Genomic DNA, 16,384 nt, shown 5'->3' with positions numbered 1-16,384 from the left:
CGCGGAGGATCAAGAGGCTGTTCGGGGATAGCGGCAGTCAGGCGGCGCCGACATGCTCATGTATGATACCACGATGTATGATATCAGAGGATCTGCCCTGCATATGATCTTGATGAGAAAATAGATGCCGGCCACCGTCAACAACGAGGGAAGGTTTGAAGGGCCGGCGCGACCGTGAGACGCCGCTGAAGATAGCCGCGCGGCTTCGGGCCGAATTCGGGATCGAACTTAGCAAACAGGCACGCGTGCCGCTCCCGCGCTCGGTCTACGACGAATTGTCCGGCGAAGATTGATGCTTGTCGACCGGATCGCCGCGGTCGGGCTTACCGATCTGGAGACTGTTCCTTAGACGCTGGCGATCCCTTGCGCTTGATGTTGCGCCGGATCATGCCGAAATCGGCACCGCCGGTGGCAAACGCCGTGACGAAGTAGAGAGCCGCACCGCCGCCCACCAGCGCCAGGATCGTCGTCGCCTTGACCACCAGCGGCGAACCCGGACCAATCCTGGCGGCCAGCCAATGTTCGGCAAAGTACAGGGCGACGCCCATCACGATCGCGGACAGCACCAGACGTGGAATGCGTTTCAGAAGCGGCACGTCGCGGCCCCAATGGCCGCGCCGGATCAGCATGCCAAGCAGCATCAGGGCGTTGACCCAGCCGGCCACGGCCGAGGCCACGGCAATGCCGGGCGCGCCCATCGTGGGAAACAGCGTGAGCGCGGTGGCAACGTTCACCGCCACCGAGATGGCGGCGAAGATCATCGGCGTGCGCGTGTCCTCACGCGCGAAATAGCCTGGGGTGAAGGCCTTGATCAGCACGAAGGCCGGCAGGCCGAGCCCGAAGATCGCCAGGATCGCCGCCACCGTCGGCGTCGAGTGGTTGGCTGCGAACGCGCCGCGTTCGTACACCAGCCGCACGATCGGTTCCGACATCACCCACAATGCCGCCGCCGCCGGCAGGGTCATGAACAGGGTGAACTCGACGGAACGGTTCTGCAAGTTGGCCGCCTCGATCAGATTGCCCGATTTCAGCGCCCGCGACAGTTCGGGCAACAGCACGATCGCCACCGCCACGCCGATGACGCCAAGCGGCAGCTGGTAGATGCGGTCGGCGTAGGCAAGCGAGGACACCGCGCTGTTCTGCGCCGAGGCGATCGCCGTTCCGATCAACTGGTTGATCTGGGTGATGCCGCCGGTGATGGCCGCCGGCAGCGCCAGGATCAGCAGCCGCTTGACGTTGGGCGTCATCTTCGGCCGGCGGAAACCGATCGCGATGCCGGCATTGCGTACCGCGACCCAGACGATGGCGAGTTGCACGATGCCGGCCGCCAGCACGCCCCAGGACAGGCCGAAGCCGACGGCGTGCGCATCCAGGCCGTGGTACCACGCATAGCCAAGCACGCTGATCAGGATGATGTTCAGGAAAGCGGGCGCGATGGCAGCCGCGAAATAGCGGCGCAGCGAATTCAGCATGCCGGCCATCATGGCGGCGAGCGACATGCAGATCAGGTAGGGGAACATGATCGTCGCCAGCGTGACGGTCGTCTCGAACTTGCCCGGCGTCTCGGCAAAGCCCGGGGCCACCAGATAGCGCACGATCAGCGGCATCGCCAGCTCCATGGCGATCGTCAGCGCCAGCAGCGCCGTGAACAGCACGCCGAACACTTCCTCGGAGAAGCGCTTGGCGCCATCGGTGCCGTGGGTCTCGATCTCCTTGGCGAACAGCGGCACGAAGGCTGCGTTGAAGGCGCCCTCGGCGAACAGCCGGCGGAAGGTGTTAGGAAACTGGAAGGCGGCGTTGAAGGCGTCGGCGACCGGCCCGGTGCCGAGTGCGGCCGCCATCAGCATCTCGCGGCCGAAGCCGAGTGCGCGGCTCATCAGCGTGCCGGAAGCGACCGTGGCGAATTTCTTGACGAGGCTCATGCGTTCCAAGACTGCTTGTGGGATTGGGACAAGATGATGATGGCAGTCACTCGGCGGCCGCCTTGGCCTTGCCGCCGCGGTCGGGCGCAGTGCCTTCGAGCGTCGCCATCAGCCGGTTGCGGATGGTGGCGATGCGGGCCGGGCTGTCGATCTTCTGGCCGGTGAGGTCGGTGACATAGAAAGTGTCAATAACCTTCTCGCCGAAAGTGGTGATATGCGCCGATGCGATGTCGAGCGACAGGTTGGACAGCGTCCCGGTGATCTCCGACAGCAGGCCCGGGCGGTCGAGCCCTTCGACCTCGACGACCGAAAAACGATTCGACAGCGCGTTGCGGATTTCGGCGCGCGGCGGGATCTTGAACACCTTGGCGCCGCGCCTCGGCTTCGTCCGCTTCTCGATCATCTCAGGCAGCCAGCTTTTGCCCGACAGCACGTCCTCGATCAGCCGCCCGACGCGCTCGGCGCGCCGGCGCTCGTCCTCGTCAAGATCGAACTCCCTCGAGATCAGGATCGAGTCCAGCGCGCGCCCGTCGGATGTGGTGAAGATCTGCGCGTCGACGATGTTGCCGCCGGCGGCGGCACAAGCGCCTGCGATCACCGAAAGCAGGCGCGGATGGTCCTGCGCCAGCACCGTGATCTCGGTCACCGCCTCGAATTCATGTGTCTTGACCATGGTGGCGAGCTTCTTGCCGGCGGCGTCCGCCTCGCGAACGAATTCCGCGTGGCGAAGCTGGTCCGGCAGGTCGACGGTCAAAAGGTAGTTTTCGTAGTGCTGGGCGACATAGCGCTTGCGTTCCTTCGCCGGCCAGCCGGCCAACGCCTCGGCCAGCCGCTCGCGCGCTGCCGTCGTGCGCTCGGCGCGCGACACTTCCGAAAAGCCGCCGGTCAGGAGCAGTTCGGTCTCAAAGTAGAGCGTGCGCAGCAACTGTCCCTTCCAGCCGTTCCAGACGCCTGGTCCGACGCCCCTGATGTCGCAGACGGTGAGGATCAAAAGCAGCTTCAACCGCTCGACCGATTGCACGATCGAGGCGAAATCCTCGATGGTCTTGCGGTCGTTGAGATCGCGGGTCTGCGCCGTCATCGACATGGCGAGATGATTCTCGACCAGCCAGGCGACCGTTTCGGTGTCGGCCGGCGACAGCCCCATATGCGGGCAGATGCGCCGCGCGATCCTGGCGCCGGCCTCGGAGTGATCTTCCGGCCTGCCTTTGGCGATGTCATGCAGCAGCACGGCGACATAGAGCGCTTCGCGGCTCTTCTTCAGCCCCGGCATCAGCGAATGCGATAGCGGATGCACCTTCTCGCCGTCGCCGCGTTCGATCTCGGCCAGCACGCCGATGCAGCGGATCAGGTGCTCGTCGACCGTGTAGTGGTGGTACATCGAGAACTGCATCATGGCGACGATCTTGCCGAAGTCGGGGATCAGCCTGCCCAGCAGCCCCGCCTCGTTCATGCGCCGCAGGTTGAGTTCGGCATTGCGGTCCGACGTCAATATGTCGAGGAACAGCCGGTTGGCTTCCTCGTCGCGCCTGAGCGACTTGTTGACCAGGCCGAGCGAGCGGGTCAGCAGTTTCAGCGCGTCGGGGTGGAATTCCAGCCCGTGCTTGTCGGCGAACCAGAACAGCCTGAGCAGATTGACCGGATCGCGCTCGAACACGGTGTCGTCGGCGATGTTGATGCGGTGGTTGTCGACGATGAAGTCCGAGGTGCCGGCGAGCTTGCGCTTGCGGCGCTGGAAGGTGAGGAAGATGCGGTTGAAGCCAGGCACATGCTTGGCCTGCTCTTCCTCGAGCGCGGCGCAGAAGATGCGGGTCAGGTCACCGACATCCTTGGCGACGAGGAAGTAGTGCTTCATGAAGCGCTCGACCGCCGACAGGCCCGGATGGGTGGTGTAGCCGAGCCGCTCGGCGATCTCGCGCTGGATGTCGAAATGCAGCCGTTCCTCGGCCTTGCCGGTGAGGAAATGCATGTGGCAGCGCACCGCCCACAGGAAATCCTCGGCCTTCTGGAACTCACGGTACTCGGCTTCGGTGAAGACGCCTTTCTCGACCAGTTCCTCGCCGGTGCGCACGCGGTAGAAATACTTGCCGATCCAGAACAGCGTCTGCAGGTCGCGCAGGCCGCCCTTGCCGTCCTTGACGTTGGGCTCGACCAGATAGCGGCTTTCGCCGGCCTTGGCATGGCGCTCGTCCCGCTCGGCGAGTTTGGCCTGCACATATTCCGGGCCGGTCGTGCGCACCAACTCATGGTCGAAGCGCAGCATCAGTTCGTCATAGAGCTTGCGTTCGCCCCACAGGAAGCGCGCTTCCAGGATCGAGGTGCGGATGGTGATGTCGGTGCGCGAAAGCCTCAGGCACTCGTCGATGTTGCGGGTGGCATGGCCGACCTTCAGCCCGAGATCCCACAGCATGTAGAGCATGTATTCGACTGTCTGTTCGCCCCAGGGCGTCTGCTTGTAGGGCAGCAGGAACAACAGGTCGATGTCGGATCCCGGCGCCAGCGTGCCGCGGCCATAGCCGCCGACGGCGACGACGGCCATGCGTTCGGCCGCCGACCGGTTCTTCACACGGTAGACATGGGTCGCCGCGAAATCGTAGAGCGCGCGGATCAGTTCATCCATCAGGTGCGACAGCCGCTCGGCGCAGGCATTGCCGCCGCCATCCTGCCTCAGCATGGCCTCGGCTGTTCTGCGGCCTTCGGCGAGCCGACCCTTGAGAAGCTGGAGAACGCCGGCGCGGACGGCCGGTCCGGAGCCGTCGCCGGCCGTGGCCGTCGTCAGGGCGGTCATCTCGCGGCGCAAGGCGTCGCCGTCGATCAGTTCATCGAGCTTCAGGGAGATTTTCGCCATAGGTACCGGTCGGCCTTGCCTTTTGGGCGGCGTCTATAGCGCGTTTTCGCGGCGCTGGGTATGGGGCCGGCCGAGAGCCCGGAAAGCGGCTTAGTCCGTTGCCTCGATCGGATCGAGAGGCACGACCATCTGTCGCCGGAACCTGCAGAAGTCGGCGATCCACCGCATGGTGCGCCCCGCCTCCCTCCTGATTCTCACGACTGTCGGCTTCCTCTGTCTCGGCAAAAGCCCGCTCGCGGAGCGAGCGGCATCCCGCTCCTCGTCAAGCAGGCTTGGCAGCCTGTCGTCAACGAACTGGTCCTGCGCGCAGAGCGCTGGAACAAGCTGGTAGACAGTCTTGTCGGCTGAAATGATCGGATCGAATATGAGATCGTCGACGGCGATATTGACCTTGGCGGTTGCCTCCAGAAAGTCGCGTGCCGTCTGCCGCGAGAGCAGATAGCCCCCAGCTCCCGGATGGCCTTTGCGGAGCCTGACCATGGAAAAGCCGTGTCCAGCGGCGATCCTCTTCCTCTGGATCACGGTTCTGGAGAAGAAGGTCTCGAGCTTCACGACGTCCGCGTCTGCCGGCACCCAACTCGAATCGCCCAACAACGCACCGGCCTTGCTGGAGAAGACCATATCGTCCTCGAACACGGCGCCGTATGGAGCGTCGTCCTGCGCAATGATCATCCAGCAGGCGCGATGGCTATGCAGGCAGGCGATCTCGCTGCCGGAAAGCGGGCGAATGGCGTGTATCGCGTGCTGCGGCTGCAGCACAAGGTCGAGACATTCCCTGGCATCGACCCCCGCAACCCGCTCGAAGGCGATGCCGATACGGACGAATTCGGCGGTCATGTGGGCAAGCCGGTCGGGAGAGCGATCGAGATTGATGACCAGGCGCTTCATTGATCGCCTGCCTCGATCGAGCCGAGGGGGACGACGATCTGTCGCCGGAATCGGCACAAATCGGCAATCCACCGCGCCGTCCGCGAGATCTCTCTCTTGATACGCGCCATGACCGGTTTCCTGCGCTCGTTCGCACGCCCGCTGGCGAGCCGCGCGGCGTCCCGCTCCTGCGCGATCAGACTGGGCAAACTGGCACCAATGAACTGTTCCTGCGCGCACAGCGCGGGAACAAGCTGGTAGATGGTCTTGCCTATCGACGTTGTGAATGCTGGGTCAAAAATGAGATTGTCCACTGCCACGTTGATCTCGGCGGTTGCCAGGAGAAGGTCACGAGCCGCTTGCCTGGAGAGCAGGTAGCCTCCGGCCCCGATATGGTTCTTGCGGAACCTGAACACGGAAAACCCATGACCGATGGACGCTCTTTCCCTCTGGATCACCGTCGTGGGGAAGAATGTCTCGAGCTTGACGATATCGGCGTCGGCTGGAACCCAGTTCGTATCGGCTAGCAGCGCACCGGCTTTCGCCGAAAACACCATGTCGTCCTCGAACACGGCGCCGTAGGGCGCGTCGTCCTGCGCAATGATGGCCCAGCAGGCACGATGGCTGTGCAGACATGCAATCTCGCTGCCGGAAAGACGTTGCACCGCATACAGAGCATGCTGGCGTTGCAGGCCCAGATCCGGATGCTGTCTGGCGTCGATTGCCGCGATCCGCTCGAAGGCGATCCCGATGCGGGCAAATGCGGCGGTCATGTGGGCAAGCCGGTCGGGTGAGCGATCGAGATTGATAATCAGGCACTTCATTCTTGCACGAAATCTTTGCTACTATTACACGGGCTCTCGTTTCGCCGAGCCGGCGCTAGCTGTCTGGCGCCGAATCAGGCGTGTAGAGCGAAATAATTTGGCGTTTTCTGGCGGGAATTTATCCCTCATATGCAGAAACGAATATTTAAGCCAGCCCAAATCCAAAAAAGTACACCAAGATTGCGTGTTACGGAGAAGCAGGTGAAATTTTTCTATTCAAGGTCTGGTAACAAGCGGCAATTCGAAGCGGAGAGGTTTAACAGCCCCGCGGCGGATGTCGGGACCATTTTAGTAATATCTAATTTAGACTAATATTGATTGCGCCGATTATCCGGAACAAAGTCTATTTCTCTGCTTCCGGCGGGTCGAGGGGGACGACCGTGTATCGCCGCAGCCTGCAGTGATCGATGATCCACTCGGCGATGCGCCTGGTTTCCACTCCCACCTTCTCGGAGAGGGGCTTTCTGCGTTTGACGGTCAGCCCGCTTGCGACCCATTCGGCTTCGCGTTCGTCGTAAATCAGGCTCGGCAGTCTGTCGCCCACGAACTGGTCCTGCGCACAGAGTGCGGGAACAAGCTGGTAGATCGTCTTTTCACCTGAGGTCGGGAATGCCGGGTTGAAGACGAGATCATCGGCGGCCACATTGGCCGTTGCGGTCGCTTCCAGCAGATCGCGCGCCATCTGTCTTGAGAGGATGTAGCCCCGGTGCCCATATGGCTCCTGCGGAGCCTGAACGCTGAGAAGCCATGGCCGACGGCCGTCCTTTTCCTCTGGATCATGGTCTTGCTGAAGAAGGTCTCCAGCTTGATGACATCGGCATCGGCCGGAATCCAGCTACTGCCGGCAAGCAGGGCACCGGCTTTCGCGGAGAACACAATGTCGTCCTCGAAGACGGCGCCATAGGGGGCATCGTCCCGCGCGATGATCGACCAGCAGCTGCGATGGCTGTGCAAGCAGGCAATCTCGCTGGGGGACAGCCGGCGGATAGCATACATTGGATGTTGTGGCTGAAGCACCAGGTCCGGGTGCTCGCGGGCATCGGTTCCGGCTATTCGCTCGAAGGTGATGCCGATGCGGGCAAACTCGGCCGTGATGTGGGTAAGCCGGTCAGGAGACCGATCAAGATTGATGACCAGGCATTTCATTGTCGACGGGATCGGGGTCATGGTTGGAAGGACCCGCCTGTATTAGCACACGCTGCGCCAAGAAATGTCGGCTTTTTCTGGGTGAACCGCCGGTCGGACCCGAAATGCGAAAAATCAAAAAGCCCTTGACCTTCCAGTTACTGGAAGCACTACCTCGGCTCCGAGGCAGAGGCATAGAGGCATTTTGGATGACGCATTCAGACCATGATCATCACGGCGATCACCACACACATGGCGCGCATGGCAGCTGTTGCGCGCCGAAAGGCGCGGCCGTGGATGCGGGTGCCGTCCTGCGCGATCCGGTCTGTGGCATGACCGTGGATCCGGCCGCCGGCAAGCCGACATCAGAACATGGTGGCCATCTCTATCATTTCTGCAGCGAGCGCTGCCGTGCGAAATTCCAGGCCGGAGCGGAACAATACCTGACGGCCATCGACCCCGTCTGCGGCATGAACGTCGACCGCGCCAGCGCCAGGCACTTTGTCCGCCATGAAGGCCAGGGTTTCTATTTCTGTTCCGCCGGCTGCAAGGCGAAGTTCGAAGCCGCACCGCAGACTTATCTCGGTGACAGGCCGGAGCCACCGCCTGCGCCCAAGGGCACGCAATACACGTGCCCGATGCACCCGGAAGTGATCCGCGACAAGCCCGGCTCCTGCCCGATCTGCGGCATGGCGCTGGAGCCGATGGGAGTACCATCAGGCGATGAGGGGCCAAATCCCGAGCTGGTCGATTTTACCAGGCGGTTCTGGGTGAGCGCGGCCCTGTCGGTCCCGCTCCTGATCATCGCCATGGCGCCGATGGTCGGCCTGTCGTTCGAAGGCCTGGTCGACGATAGAATGAAGGTCTGGATCGAACTTGCGTTGGCAAGCCCGGTGGTGCTTTGGGCCGCCTTTCCCTTCTTCCATCGTGGCTGGGAGTCGATCCTCAACCGCAGCCCGAACATGTGGACGCTGATTTCGCTCGGCGTCGGCGCCGCCTATCTCTACAGTGTCGTCGCCACGCTCTTCCCCGACACCTTTCCGCATCAGTTCCGCGGCCATGGCGGTGCGGTGCCGGTCTATTTCGAGGCCGCCGCCGTGATTGTCGCGCTGGTCTTCCTCGGCCAGGTGCTGGAACTGCGCGCCCGCGAGAAGACCGGATCGGCGATCCGCGCCCTGCTTGATCTCGCGCCGAAGACCGCGCGGCATATCGCCGGGGACGGTTCCGAGACCGATGTGCCACTGGACAGCGTCAAGGCCGGCGATCGCCTGCGCATCCGTCCCGGCGATGCCGTGCCGGTCGATGGCACCGTGCTGGAAGGCCGCTCTTCCATCGACGAATCCATGATCACGGGCGAGCCGCTGCCGGTCGAAAAGGCCGAAGGCGATGCCCTCACCGGCGGCACCCTCAATAGACAGGGCTCGCTGATCATGCGCGCCGAACGGGTCGGGGTCAAGACCACGCTCGCGCGCATCGTCGAACTCGTCGCCAAGGCACAGCGCTCGCGCGCGCCGATACAAGGATTGGCCGACCGTGTTTCCTTCTACTTCGTCCCGGCCGTTGTCCTCGTCGCGATCGCCGCGTTCATCGCCTGGGCGCTCTTCGGGCCCGAGCCCAGCCTGATCTTCGCCATTGTCTCGGCGGTCTCGGTGCTGATCATCGCCTGTCCCTGTGCGCTCGGCCTCGCCACGCCGATGTCGATCATGACCGCCACCGGGCGCGGCGCGCATGCCGGCGTGCTGATCAAGGAGGCCGCCGCGCTCGAACGCTTTGCCTCCGTCGACACGCTGATCGTCGACAAGACCGGCACGCTGACCGAGGGCCGGCCGAAACTGACCGATGTCGTGCCCGCCAATGGCATTTCCGAGGATGACCTTTTGGGTCTCGCCGCGAGCCTGGAGAAAGGGTCCGAACATCCGTTGGCCGAGGCCATCCTAGAAGGCGCGGCGGCGCGTGGTCTAAACGTCACCGACGCCACCGGCTTCGAGGCGGTCACCGGCAAGGGCGTTTCCGGCATCGTGTCGGGCAAGACCGTCGCGCTCGGCAACGCCGCGATGATGGGCGACCTCGGCGTCGCCGTTGCCGCCGTCTCGGCCAGCGCGGAAGCGTTGCAGGGCAATGGCAAGACGGCGATGTTCGTCGCGGTCGGCGGCACGCTGGCCGGCATCGTCGCCGTCGCCGATCCGATCAAGGCGACCACCGCCGAAGCGATCAAGGCCCTGCATGACAGCGGGCTGAGGATCATCATGGCCACCGGCGACAATGAGCGCACGGCCAAGGCGATCGCCAGGAGCCTCGGCATCGACGAGGTTCGCGCCGGCCTGTTGCCGGAACAGAAGGCGGCTCTCGTCGACGAGTTGCGTGGCAGGGGCGCCGGTGTTGCCATGGCCGGCGACGGCGTCAACGACGCGCCGGCACTTGCGGCCGCCGATGTCGGCATCGCCATGGGCACCGGCGCCGATGTCGCGGTCGAAAGCGCCGGCATCACCTTGGTCAAGGGCGACCTCAACGGCATCGTGCGGGCCCGCACCCTGGCCCAGGCGACCATCGGCAACATCCGGCAGAACCTGTTCTTCGCCTTCCTCTACAATTTGCTTGGCGTCCCGGTCGCGGCCGGCGTGCTCTATCCGCTCACCGGCACGCTTTTGTCGCCGATGCTGGCGGCGGCGGCGATGAGCCTGTCCTCCGTGTCGGTCATCGCCAACGCATTGCGACTGAGAACGTTGAAACTCTGACCCAAAGCCCCAAATACGAAACTCACTCAATAGGAGACCATGAATGACGTTGGCCAAGAAACTGGTGCTTTTGCTGATGGCCGCTGGAATGCTGCTTGCCGTCTTCCTCGAAAGCGTTCCGGCGAGCAGTGAAGAGATGAAACACGACATGGCCGGCATGGCAACCGACGCGACCAGCCCTTCGACCGAAGGCTACAAGGCGGCGATGGACAAGATGCATGTCGGCATGATGGCTTCGCAATATACCGGCAATGCCGATGTCGATTTCGTCCGTGGCATGATCCCGCATCACCAGGGTGCGATCGACATGGCCAAGGTCGAGCTTGCCAACGGCAAGGACCCGGAGATCCGCAAGCTCGCCGAAGCGGTCATCGCGGCGCAAGAAGCCGAGATCAAGCAGATGCAGCACTGGCTCGCCGCCCATCCGGTGAAATAGGCCTTCGGACATCGTGAAGCTGTGGCGGGAACGCTCTGGATTTCTCGCCCCGCCTGTGATGCGATCCAGCTTTAACTGGAGGCCATCATGCCATCGAGTGTCAGAACCACCACGCTGCCTTCCGGCGAGGCTGTACCCGTTCTCGGCCAGGGCACGTGGAAAATGGGCGAGGATTCGCGCCGCCGCGCCGATGAGGTGAATGCCCTCAGGCTCGGCCTCGATCTCGGCGTCACGCTGATCGACACCGCCGAAATGTATGCCAGCGGCGGCGCCGAGGCGGTGGTGGCCGAGGCCATTGCCGGGCACCGCGCCGAGGTTTTCCTGGTTTCGAAAGTGCTGCCGTCGAACGCGTCGCGCGCGGGCGTGCAGCGCGCCTGCGAGAACAGCCTGAAGCGCCTGCGCACCGACCATGTCGATCTCTATTTGCTGCATTGGCCGGGCAGCGTGCCATTGTCGGAGACGGTCGAAGCCTTCGAGGCTTTGAAGAAGGCCGGCAAGATCCGCCATTGGGGCGTCAGCAATTTCGATACCGACGAGATGGAGGAATTGGTCGGTCTGCCGACAGGCGATGGGGTCCAGACCAACCAGGTTCTCTACAACCTCTCGCGGCGCGGCCTCGAGTTCGATCTGGCACCGTGGAGCCGCCAGCGCGGCATTCCCCTGATGGCCTATTCGCCGGTGGAGCAGGGCGCACTGGCGCGCAATGCCAGGCTCGACACGGTCGCCGCCCGCCACAATGCGACCGCCGCACAGATCGCCTTGGCCTGGGTGATGCACCAGGAGGGCGTCATCGCCATCCCCAAGGCCAGCAGCCAGGAGCATGTCCGCCAGAATTTCGCGGCGCTCGACATCGAGCTCACGAGCGAGGATCTCGCCGATCTCGACCGTGCCTTCCCGCCGCCGACCCGCAAGCGCGGGCTGGAGATGATCTGACTATTTTCCCGCCAGCCCCTTCAGCCGGTAAAGCGCCTCCAGCGCCTCGCGGGGCGTCATCTCGTCCGGGTTGATGGTTCGAAGGGCCTCGCCCAGCGCGTCGCTCTTCACCGGCTTGGATGCTTCGCGTTTCACCGCCACCGAAAACAGCGGCAGGTCGTCGACCAGCCGGTTGGTCTTGCCGGAGACCTCGCCTTCCTCCAGCTGGTGCAGCACTTGCTTGGCCCGGTCGACCACCGCTTCCGGCAGGCCGGCGAGCCGCGCTACCTGCACGCCGTAGGAGCGATCGGCCGCACCCTTGCCGACCTCGTGCAGGAAGACGACGTCGCCTTCCCACTCCTTGACCCGCATGGTGACGTTGTGAAGCCGCGCCAGCTTGCCGGCGAGCGACGTCATCTCATGGAAATGGGTGGCGAAGATTGCCCGGCAGCGGTTCTTCTCGTGCAGGTATTCCACCGCCGCCCAGGCGATCGACAGGCCGTCGAAAGTGGCGGTGCCGCGACCGATCTCATCGAGGATCACCAGCGCCCGCTCGCCGGCCTGGTTGAGGATCGCCGCCGTCTCGACCATTTCGACCATGAAGGTCGAACGGCCGCGCGCCAGATCGTCCGAAGCGCCGACGCGCGAGAACAGCCGGTCGACGACGCCGATATGGGCGGATGCCGCCGGCACGAAGGAACCGGTTTGGGCCAGGATCGCGATCAGCGCGTTCTGCCGCAGGAAGGTCGATTTACCACCCATGTTCGGGCCGGTCAGCAGCCAGATCGCGCCGTTCTTGGCACTCCCCTCCGGCGAGAGGTCGCAATCATTGGCGACGAACGGCCCTTCGCCCGAACGGCGCAACGCCTGTTCGACCACCGGATGCCGGCCGCCAGATATTTCGAAGGCAAGGCTGGAATCCACCACCGGCCGGCACCAGGCCTCGCTTTCCGAAAGCAGCGCCAGTGCCGCCGACACGTCGAGCACGGCGAGTGCTTCAGCGCCGGCGCGGATCGCCTCGGCCTCGGCGACAGCTTCCGCCGTCAGCGCGTCGAAAGTCGCCAGTTCGATGCTCAGCGCGCGGTCGGCGGCGTTGGCGATCTTGGTCTCGAGCTCGGCGAGTTCTGTCGTGGTGAAGCGCATCGCGTTGGCCATCGTCTGGCGGTGAATGAAGCGCGCCTTGGCACCATCGCTGCCGGTCATCACCGCATGATGGTTGGCCGTCACCTCGATGTAATAGCCCAGCACATTGTTGTGCCGGATTTTCAGCGAGCGGATGCCGGTATCGTCGATCAGCGAGCGCTCCAGCCCGGCGATCACCTTGCGGGATTCGTCGCGCAGTGCCCGCATCTCGTCGAGTTCGGCATGGTAGCCGCCGCGAACGAAACCGCCGTCGCGTTTTAGCAGCGGCAGTTCCTCGCCGAGCGCCTGCGTCAGATGCCGGGCAAGCGCTTCGGGGAGTGCCTTGATGGCAGCCAGCGCTGCCGCCAATTCCTGGGGCAGGGCGGTGGCGGCAAAGATTTCGGCGATCGCGCCGGCCGCCTGGAAGCCGGCGCGCAATGCGCCGAGGTCGCGCGGCCCGCCACGGTTGAGCGCCAGCCTTGACAGGGCGCGCGGCATGTCGGCGACGCTCTTCAGGCTCGCCCTAACCGCCTGGCAGAGCCGCGTTTCGGACCGGAAGAACGACACCGAATCCAGCCGTGCGACAATGGCCGCCGGGTCGGTCAGCGGCGCCATCAGCCGGTCCGCGAGCAGTCTTGCGCCGCCGCCGGTCACCGTGCGGTCTATCGCCTTGAACAGGGAACCTTCGCGGCTCCCCGACAATGTACGCAGCAGCTCCAGATTGCCGCGCGTCGCCGGATCGATGAACAAGGTCGAGCCCTGTTCCTCGCGCTCGGGCCGCGACAAGGGCGGCCGCTCGGCTTTCTGCGTCTTCTCGACATAGGCGATGGCGCCCGAGATCGCCGACAGTTCGGCCCGCGAAAACGTGCCGAAACTGTCGGGTGTCGCTACATCGAAGAAGCGGGCGATGCGGCCGGTGGCGGAGGCCGAATCGAACAGCGATGGCGGCTGCGGGTTGGCGACCCGGCCGAGCAGGTCGAACATGGGCTTCAGCTCGGGATCGTGGAACACCGGCTCGGCGACGATCAGCTCGCGCGGATCGACACGGAAGATATCAGCGAGCAGCCGGTCGGCCGTGGTTTCGGCGACGCGGAAGGCGCCGGTCGAGATGTCAATCCAGGCCAAGGCGAAGCTTCCCTGGTTCGCTGTCGTGCTCCCGCGCTCCCCGCCTCTTGGATCCGCGCCGCCCTTCACCCGTCCGAGCGCCATCAGGAAGCTTGATTCCGAAGGCGCCAGCAATTTGTCCTCGGTGATCGTGCCCGGCGTCACCAGCCGCACCACGTCGCGGCGCACCACCGATTTGGAGCCGCGCTTCTTGGCTTCGGCCGGATCCTCGATCTGTTCGCAGACGGCGACGCGAAAACCCTGGCCGATCAGCTTCTGCAGATAATCGTCGGCGGCATGCACCGGCACGCCGCACATCGGTATGTCGTGGCCCTGGTGCTTGCCGCGCTTGGTCAGCACGATGCCCAGCGCCCGGCTCGCTTTCTCGGCATCGTCGAAGAACAGCTCGTAGAAATCGCCCATGCGATAGAACAGCAGTGAATCCGGGTTCGCCGCCTTGATTTCGATGAACTGCTCCATCATCGGCGTGACAGCGGCGCCGGGCTGCGGCGGCGTCATCACCTCGGGGGCGTCGGGCTCGTTCGGGCTATGCATGTTCATGGCGCGGCACGCTAGCAGATGTGATGGCCGGGTTTAATGCCGGGGCTTCGAAAAGCAGGGGAAGACTGCGTTGCCTATCGGTCGGCTCTGAAGCAACGGCCGGGCAGCAGCGAATCCGCCATATTCCCAATGGCTGTTCCCCGGGGGCCGGAACCCTGCGCACTGGGCAACCCTGCGCCAGCATGCCCCTGAGATCGCGGCATTCAGGACGGCACAAGAACGGCCGTGACCAGTCGCGCCCGCTTTGAAGCAGCTTTGCCGAGCTTGGCGGTTTACACGAGCCGGCGCGTGGTCTTAATTCGGAACCACACAAGCACCCGCTTCAAGGAGGTGCTGCACCGGCGAGGAAATCAAAAGCATCATGGCCAGGAAAACCGAGAACAACGGTCCGTCCGTCAGCGCGCAGGAAGCGCTCGAATTCCATGCCATGGGCCGGCCCGGCAAGCTCGAGATCGTCGCCACCAAGCCGATGACGACGCAGCGCGATCTCAGCCTCGCCTATTCGCCAGGTGTCGCCGTGCCGGTGCGCGCCATCGCCGAGGATCCCAGCCGTGCCTTCGACTATACGACGCGCGGCAATATGGTCGCCGTCATCTCCAACGGCACTGCTATCCTCGGCCTCGGCAATCTCGGCGCGCTGGCGTCGAAGCCGGTGATGGAAGGCAAGGCGGTGCTGTTCAAGCGCTTCGCCGACGTCGATTCCATCGATATCGAGGTCGACACCGAGGATGCCGACGAGTTCGTCAACTGCGTGCGCTTCCTCGGTCCCTCCTTCGGCGGCATCAACCTGGAAGACATCAAGGCGCCGGAATGCTTCATCATCGAGCAGCGCCTGCGCGAGCTGATGGACATCCCGGTCTTCCATGACGACCAGCACGGCACCGCCATCATCTCGGCCGCCGGCCTCATCAACGCGCTGGAGATCACCGGCCGCGACATGAAGACCACCAGGCTGGTCTGCAACGGCGCGGGTGCGGCCGGCATCGCCTGCATCGAGCTGATGAAGGCGATGGGCTTCGCGCCTGAAAACATCATCCTGTGCGACACCAAGGGCGTCGTCTTCCAGGGCCGCACCGAAGGCATGAACCAGTGGAAGTCGGCGCATGCGGTGAAAACCGAGGCGCGCAGCCTGGCCGAAGCGCTCGATGGTGCCGACGTCTTCCTCGGTCTGTCGGCCAAGGGCGCACTGACCACCGCCATGGTGCAGTCGATGGCCAAGAACCCGATCATCTTCGCCATGGCCAATCCGGACCCCGAGATCACGCCGGAAGAAGTGGCCGAGATCCGCACCGACGCCATCATGGCCACCGGGCGTTCGGACTATCCGAACCAGGTCAACAACGTGCTCGGCTTCCCCTATATCTTTCGCGGCGCACTGGATGTGCGGGCCACCACCATCAACGACGACATGAAGATCGCCGCGGCCCGCGCGCTCGCCGAACTGGCGCGCCAGGACGTGCCGGACGACGTCGCCGCCGCCTATCAGGGCAACCGGCCGAAATTCGGCCCCAACTACATCATTCCGGTGCCGTTCGACCCGCGCCTGATCTCGGCCATTCCGATTGCCGTGGCCAAGGCGGCGATGGATTCTGGCGTCGCCCGCAAGCCGATCCTCGACCTCGACCGCTACGCGCAGGAGTTGTCCGCCCGCCGCGATCCGATCGCTTCGACCCTGCAGCGCATCTACGACCGCGTGCGCCGCCAACCCAAGCGCATCGTCTTCGCCGAAGGCGAGGAGGAGCAGGTGATGCGCGCCGCCGTCTCCTATGTGAACCAGCGGCTCGGCACCGCCATCCTGCTTGGCCGCGACGATGTCATCAAGGAGAACGCCAGGAACGCCGGCATCGACCTCAACAAGCAGGGCCTCGAGATAATCAATGCCCGGCTGTCGCGCCGCAACTCGATCTACACCGACTATCTATACGAAC

Annotated in this window: 10 protein-coding genes and 1 pseudogene; 4 read left to right on the top strand and 7 right to left on the bottom strand. The window is 64.1% G+C overall.

What is annotated here, in order from left to right; all coding sequences use genetic code 11:
* Nucleotides 1-323 precede the first annotated feature (323 nt).
* The 6 genes and pseudogenes from murJ to FJ938_RS30460 all read right to left on the bottom strand — a co-directional run.
* Entirely contained in the window at nucleotides 324-1,922 is a 1,599-nt protein-coding gene (gene murJ / locus FJ938_RS26745; RefSeq protein ID WP_140699130.1) for a murein biosynthesis integral membrane protein MurJ, read from the bottom strand.
* A gap of 46 nt (nucleotides 1,923-1,968) precedes the next feature.
* Nucleotides 1,969-4,770, bottom strand: a complete 2,802-nt coding sequence (locus tag FJ938_RS26740; protein WP_140699128.1) for a [protein-PII] uridylyltransferase — start codon at nucleotides 4,768-4,770, stop codon at nucleotides 1,969-1,971.
* 90 nt (nucleotides 4,771-4,860) lie between these two features.
* The gene (locus tag FJ938_RS26735) at nucleotides 4,861-5,658 is read right to left on the bottom strand and encodes a glycosyltransferase family 25 protein (RefSeq protein ID WP_140699125.1); all 798 of its coding nucleotides are present in this window, start codon (nucleotides 5,656-5,658) and stop codon (nucleotides 4,861-4,863) included.
* A complete protein-coding gene (locus FJ938_RS26730; RefSeq protein ID WP_140699122.1) occupies nucleotides 5,655-6,461 on the bottom strand; it encodes a glycosyltransferase family 25 protein in 807 nt (268 codons plus the stop codon). Before FJ938_RS26730 ends, FJ938_RS26735 begins: the two co-directional genes overlap by 4 nt.
* Before the next feature lie 343 nt (nucleotides 6,462-6,804).
* Nucleotides 6,805-7,143, bottom strand: coding sequence for a hypothetical protein (locus tag FJ938_RS30465; RefSeq protein ID WP_348642297.1), 339 nt, complete (start codon nucleotides 7,141-7,143; stop codon nucleotides 6,805-6,807).
* 80 nt (nucleotides 7,144-7,223) lie between these two features.
* Nucleotides 7,224-7,607 (bottom strand): annotated as a pseudogene (locus tag FJ938_RS30460) (glycosyltransferase family 25 protein); the annotation flags it as partial.
* A 188-nt stretch (nucleotides 7,608-7,795) separates the two neighbouring features.
* Here FJ938_RS30460 and FJ938_RS26720 point away from each other — a divergent pair.
* The 3 genes from FJ938_RS26720 (at nucleotide 7,796) to FJ938_RS26710 (ending at nucleotide 11,690) form a co-directional block, all read left to right on the top strand.
* A complete protein-coding gene (locus FJ938_RS26720) occupies nucleotides 7,796-10,321 on the top strand; it encodes a heavy metal translocating P-type ATPase (protein WP_140699120.1) in 2,526 nt (841 codons plus the stop codon).
* Nucleotides 10,322-10,364: 43 nt separating this feature from the next.
* The gene (locus FJ938_RS26715) at nucleotides 10,365-10,757 is read left to right on the top strand and encodes a DUF305 domain-containing protein (protein WP_140699117.1); all 393 of its coding nucleotides are present in this window, start codon (nucleotides 10,365-10,367) and stop codon (nucleotides 10,755-10,757) included.
* A gap of 87 nt (nucleotides 10,758-10,844) precedes the next feature.
* Nucleotides 10,845-11,690, top strand: coding sequence for an aldo/keto reductase (locus FJ938_RS26710; RefSeq protein ID WP_140699115.1), 846 nt, complete (start codon nucleotides 10,845-10,847; stop codon nucleotides 11,688-11,690).
* On the opposite strand, the gene mutS is transcribed toward FJ938_RS26710, so the two are convergent.
* Entirely contained in the window at nucleotides 11,691-14,456 is a 2,766-nt protein-coding gene (gene mutS / locus FJ938_RS26705) for a DNA mismatch repair protein MutS (protein ID WP_140699112.1), read from the bottom strand. It lies immediately after the preceding gene.
* Nucleotides 14,457-14,817: 361 nt separating this feature from the next.
* Here mutS and FJ938_RS26700 point away from each other — a divergent pair.
* On the top strand, nucleotides 14,818-16,384 hold a 1,567-nt coding region (locus tag FJ938_RS26700; RefSeq protein WP_140699110.1), incomplete at its 3' end, for a phosphate acyltransferase.

The sequence above is a fragment of the Mesorhizobium sp. B2-4-14 genome (genome assembly GCF_006442155.1).
In the GTDB taxonomy this organism is placed as follows: Bacteria; Pseudomonadota; Alphaproteobacteria; order Rhizobiales; family Rhizobiaceae; genus Mesorhizobium.
Note: the sequence above shows the minus strand (reverse complement) of the source record. Positions and strands in the feature narration are given on the sequence as shown.

Coding starts and splice junctions, on each gene's coding strand:
- FJ938_RS26710 (WP_140699115.1), top strand. CDS start 10,845: ATGCCATCGAGTGTCAGAACCACCACGCTGCCTTCCGGCGAGGCTGTA.
- FJ938_RS26720 (WP_140699120.1), top strand. CDS start 7,796: ATGACGCATTCAGACCATGATCATCACGGCGATCACCACACACATGGC.
- FJ938_RS26740 (WP_140699128.1), bottom strand. CDS start 4,770: ATGGCGAAAATCTCCCTGAAGCTCGATGAACTGATCGACGGCGACGCC.
- FJ938_RS26730 (WP_140699122.1), bottom strand. CDS start 6,461: ATGAAGTGCCTGATTATCAATCTCGATCGCTCACCCGACCGGCTTGCC.
- FJ938_RS30465 (WP_348642297.1), bottom strand. CDS start 7,143: ATGGCGCGCGATCTGCTGGAAGCGACCGCAACGGCCAATGTGGCCGCC.
- mutS (WP_140699112.1), bottom strand. CDS start 14,456: ATGAACATGCATAGCCCGAACGAGCCCGACGCCCCCGAGGTGATGACG.
- FJ938_RS26715 (WP_140699117.1), top strand. CDS start 10,365: ATGACGTTGGCCAAGAAACTGGTGCTTTTGCTGATGGCCGCTGGAATG.
- murJ (WP_140699130.1), bottom strand. CDS start 1,922: ATGAGCCTCGTCAAGAAATTCGCCACGGTCGCTTCCGGCACGCTGATG.
- FJ938_RS26735 (WP_140699125.1), bottom strand. CDS start 5,658: ATGAAGCGCCTGGTCATCAATCTCGATCGCTCTCCCGACCGGCTTGCC.